Origin of the sequence: Methylobacterium sp. B1, assembly GCF_000333255.1 — a bacterium.
Taxonomy (GTDB): Bacteria; Pseudomonadota; Alphaproteobacteria; order Rhizobiales; family Beijerinckiaceae; genus Methylobacterium; species Methylobacterium fujisawaense.
On the sequence record NZ_BACT01000713.1, the window covers coordinates 1 to 4,471 of the forward strand.

General features: G+C 69.1%; 5 protein-coding genes and 1 pseudogene. All 6 read left to right on the top strand.

Annotation, left to right across the window (positions count from 1 at the left end; all coding sequences use genetic code 11):
* A partial coding sequence (puhC, locus tag I53_RS20860; RefSeq protein WP_043354264.1) for a photosynthetic complex assembly protein PuhC occupies positions 1 to 432 on the top strand: 432 nt, incomplete at its 5' end.
* On the top strand, positions 432 to 728 hold the full coding sequence (locus I53_RS20865) for a hypothetical protein (protein ID WP_020095258.1): 297 nt from the start codon (positions 432 to 434) through the stop codon (positions 726 to 728). The genes puhC and I53_RS20865, both read left to right, overlap by 1 nt.
* Complete coding sequence (gene acsF / locus I53_RS20870; protein ID WP_043354266.1) at positions 725 to 1,813, top strand: magnesium-protoporphyrin IX monomethyl ester (oxidative) cyclase; 1,089 nt, start codon at positions 725 to 727, stop codon at positions 1,811 to 1,813. Before I53_RS20865 ends, acsF begins: the two co-directional genes overlap by 4 nt.
* A 1-nt stretch (position 1,814) precedes the next feature.
* Positions 1,815 to 2,609 (top strand): putative photosynthetic complex assembly protein PuhE, encoded by a 795-nt coding sequence (gene puhE, locus I53_RS20875; RefSeq protein ID WP_043354267.1) that lies wholly within the window; start codon positions 1,815 to 1,817, stop codon positions 2,607 to 2,609.
* Between the two features lie 112 nt (positions 2,610 to 2,721).
* Positions 2,722 to 3,939 (top strand): annotated as a pseudogene (hemA, locus tag I53_RS20880) (5-aminolevulinate synthase).
* Positions 3,940 to 4,074: 135 nt separating this feature from the next.
* On the top strand, positions 4,075 to 4,471 hold a 397-nt coding region (locus I53_RS20885), incomplete at its 3' end, for an ATP-binding protein (RefSeq protein ID WP_043354269.1).

Below are 4,471 nucleotides of genomic sequence, written 5' to 3' on the forward strand. Positions count from 1 at the left end.
CTGATGGTCGGTGCGGGCGCACTCATGGGCTTCACCATGCTGGCGGTCCTGATCGGCCGGAGCGAGCAGGTCGGCCTCGTCGCACTGCCGCCCGCCAAAGCGGTGGCGCGGCTCGAATTCCGCGCCGAGGATCAGGTCGATGGCTCGATCGCCCTGCGGGACATCGCCGACCGGCACATCGTCGCCTGGATCCGCCCCGGCGAGGACGGCTTCCTGCGCGGGACCCTGCGGGGCCTCGCCCAGGCCCGCCAACGGGAAGGCCTCGGGCCCGAGCAACCGTTCAGCCTGACCCGCTACGAGGACGGCCGGCTCGCGCTCGCCGACGAGGCGACCGGCCGCCGGGTGCCGCTCGAGGCCTTCGGGCCGACCAATGCCGGCGCCTTCGCCCGGCTGATGCCCGCGCCGGGCGTACCCGCCACGGAGACGCGGTGATGGGCCTGTTCGGCAGCCGCACCGTCACCGTACCCTGCACGGTGGAGATCGAGCAGACCCCCGAGAGCCTGCACGCCCACGTGACCCTCGATGCCGGCTTCGAGATCGAACCCGGCGACGAGGTCCAGGTCCACGACGCGCCGACCTCGGTGCCCTACGGCGAGCGGCTGACCGTGCGCCGCACCGCCACGGTCACCCGGGCCGGGGCGCTGGAGCGGGCCTGGACCAAACTCATCGCCCATCTCGAGCTGACCGAACTCTACGAGGTCAGCTTTTCCGAGAGGAGGAAGCTGTGAACGCATCTGTCCCGCCGCCCTCCGGCCAGCCTGTCCCGAAGGTCCCGGTCAACGAATCGACGCGGGCCGCCCAGGAGACGACGTTCCTCAGCCCGCGCTTCTACACGACGGATTTCGACGAGCTCGATCGCACCAATGTCGAGCCCGTGCGCCGCGACTGGGATCTGCTCATTGCCGAGCTGCGCGCCGACCCGAACAAGCGCCACTTCACCCGCAACGAGGAGTTCGACTGCGACCTGTCGCAGATGGAGCCCGAATTGCGGAAGGAGTTTTTGGACTTCTTGGTTTCCTCGATCACGGCGGAGTTTTCCGGCTGCGTCCTCTATGCCGAGATGAGGAAGCGGGCGAAGAACAAAGATATCAAGGAATTGTTCGGCTTCATGAGCCGGGACGAGGCGCGTCACGCCGGGTTCATCAACGATACGCTCAAGGATTTCGGCATCGGCGTGGATTTGGGGTTTCTCACCAAATCCAAGAAGTACACGTTCTTTCGACCGAAATTCATCTTCTACGCCACCTACCTCTCGGAGAAGATCGGCTACGCCCGCTACATCACGATCTTCCGCGAGCTGGAGCGGCACCCGGAGCGGCGCATCCATCCGATCTTCAAGTGGTTCGAACTCTGGTGCAACGACGAGTTCCGCCACGGGGAGGCCTTCGCGCTCCTGATGCGCGCGAACCCGAAGCTGACGAGCGGCGTGAACCGCTACTGGATCCGGTTCTTCCTGCTTGCGGTCTTCGCCACGATGTACGTGCGCGACCATCACCGGCCGGCCTTCCACAAGGCGCTCGGGGTCGATCCCACCGACTACGACTTCAAGGTCTTCCGGATCACCTCGGAGATCTCCCGGCAGACCTTCCCGCTGGAGCTCGACCTCGACAACCCGAAGTTCAAGGCGGGGCTCGACCGGCTGCTTGCCTGCTCGCGGGCGATCGCCGACGCCAAGGCACGGGGCGGCGTCGTCGGCACGGTGCAGCACGGCGTGCAGGTGCTGCGGGCGGCCACGACCTTCGCCCGGCTCTATCTCCTCCCCGTCAAGGCCAACGCCCTGCCGGCCGACATCCGCCTCCAGCCGGTCTGGTAGCATGGGGACCTACGCCGCCCCGGTGGTCTACGCGGTCCTGCTCTGGTGGTTCTCCACCGGGCTGATCCTGCTGCTCGACCACGCCCCGCGGCGGACGCATGCGTGGAGCATGGCCGGGGCGACGCTGCTGCTCGCGGGCGCCCTGTTGGCGATCCGGTCCAGCGCCGCGGACACGAGTGCCACGGGGGCCTACACGGCCTTCACGGCGGCGCTCGTCGTCTGGGGCTGGCAGGAGATGAGCTACTACATGGGCTTCCTGTCCGGCCCCAAGCCGGCCGCCTGCGCGCCGGGGGTGCGGGGGTTCGACCGGTTCCTCGCGGCGCTCGCCACCAGCCTGTGGCACGAATTCGCCATCGTGATCGGGGGTCTGGCGATCCTGGCCCTGGTCTGGGGCAGCCCCAACCGCTTCGCCCTGTGGACCTACGGTACCCTGGTGGTGATGAACCTCTCGGCGCGGCTCAACCTGTTCCTGGGGGTGCGCAACCTCCACGCCGAGTTCCTCCCGGACCATCTCGGCTACCTCGCCTGCTACCTGTCCCGGAAGCCGATGAACCTGCTGTTCCCGGTCTCCGTGAGCCTCGGGACCATCGCGGCGGCGCTGCTCGGACGCGCGGCCCTGGGGCCGGACCTGCTGGAGCACGAGCTGATCGGCCTCACGGTCCTGGCGACGCTCACGGCGCTCGCCACGCTGGAGCATTGGTTCCTGATGCTGCCGCTGCCCTCGGCGGAGCTGTGGCGCTGGAGCCTGCCGGCCCGGGCGCCCGGGGAAGCGGCCGGACCGCCGGATCACGTGTAGGCCGAGGGATCACGAACGGGCGACGCACGTCCACCAATCTGGAACTGGTCTTGTGCGAAGTCCGGTGTCACAGGCGGGATCAACCCGCAGGATTTGTTCGGGGAGAGGCGACATGGACTACGAGACCTTCTTCGGGGCTGAGATCGCCGGGCTCCACCGGGAAGGGCGCTACCGGGTCTTCACCGACCTCGAACGCCACGCGGGCAACTTCCCGCACGCCACGCACCACCATGCCGGCGGCACGCGTCCCGTGACGGTGTGGTGCTCCAACGACTATCTCGGCATGGGCCAGCACCCGGCCGTGACCGGCGCGATGCACGAGGCGATCGACCGCTGCGGCGCCGGCGCCGGCGGCACCCGCAACATCTCGGGCACCAACCACTACCACGTGCTGCTGGAGCGCGAGCTCGCCGACCTCCACGGCAAAGAGGCGGCCCTGCTGTTCACCTCCGGCTACGTGTCGAACTGGGCGGCGCTCGGGACCCTGGCCTCACGCCTGCGAACTGCGCGGTCTTCTCCGATTCCGAGAACCACGCCTCGATGATCGAGGGCATCCGGTTCTCCCCGCGCCGAGCGCCACATTTTTCGTCATAACGACCCGGAGGACCTGAACGCCAAGCTCGCCCTGGTCGATCCGGCCCGGCCGAAGCTCGTGGCGTTTGAATCCGTGTACTCGATGGACGGCGACATCGCCCCCATTGGAGAGATCTGCGACGTGGCCGAGGCCCACGGGGCACTCACCTACCTGGACGAGGTCCACGCGGTCGGCCTCTACGGCGCCCGCGGCGGCGGCATCTCGGAGCGGGACGGCGTCGCCCACCGGCTCGACGTGATCGAGGGGACGCTGGGCAAGGCGTTCGCCGTGCACGGCGGCTACATCACGGCCTCGGAGAAGCTCTGCGACTTCGTGCGCAGCTTCGCGTCGGGCTTCATCTTCACCACCTCCCTGCCACCCGCGGTGGCGGCGGGCGCGGCGGCGTCGATCCGCCACCTGAAGACGAGCGGCGAAGAGCGCGCCCGGCACCAGGAGCGCGTGGCGAAGGTCCGTCAGGCGCTGGAGGCCGCCGACATCCCGACCATGCCCAACGACAGCCACATCGTGCCGGTGATGGTCTGCGACCCGGTGCTGTGCAAGGGAATCTCCGACACCCTGCTCGACGAGTTCGGCATCTACGTGCAGCCGATCAACTACCCGACGGTGGCCCGCGGCACCGAACGCCTGCGGATCACCCCGTCGCCGCTGCACACGGATGCCGACATCGCCCGTCTCGTCGAGGCCCTGACCACGATTTGGGGGCGGATCGGGCTTCGGCAGAAGGCGGCGGAGTAAGGCGCTCTTCCCTCCCCCTTGCGGAGAGGGGTAGGGGTGGGGGTGGTGCAGACGGCACCGCCTCGACCCATCCTGCACCCCCCCATCTCCGGCTCCTCCCCAAGCGGGGAGGAGAGGAGCCAGAGCCAGAACCCCGTGCCCACCTTCCCCTTCTCGGCCATCGTCGGCCAGGACGAGATGCGCCAGGCGCTGCTGATCGCGGCGGTGGACCCGTCCGTCGGCGGCGTGCTGGTCTTCGGCGACCGCGGCACCGGCAAGTCCACGGCGATCCGGGCGCTGGCCGCCCTGCTGCCGCCGATGCGGGCGGTGGCCGGCTGCCCCTACAATTGCGACCCCGACAGCCCGGCCGCATCCTGCCCGCATTGCGCGGAAGGCGGCCCGCGAAAGAGTCACAAGACACCGGTGCCGGTGGTGGACCTGCCGCTCGGCGCCACCGAGGACCGCGTGGTCGGCACCCTCGATCTGGAGCGGGCGCTCGGCGCAGGCGTGAAGGCCTTTGAGCCGGGGCTGCTCGCCCGGGCCAATCGCGGCT

Excerpts from the sequence above, each read along its gene's own strand:
- puhE (WP_043354267.1), top strand. The coding sequence starts at position 1,815 with ATGGGGACCTACGCCGCCCCGGTGGTCTACGCGGTCCTGCTCTGGTGG.
- I53_RS20865 (WP_020095258.1), top strand. The coding sequence starts at position 432 with ATGGGCCTGTTCGGCAGCCGCACCGTCACCGTACCCTGCACGGTGGAG.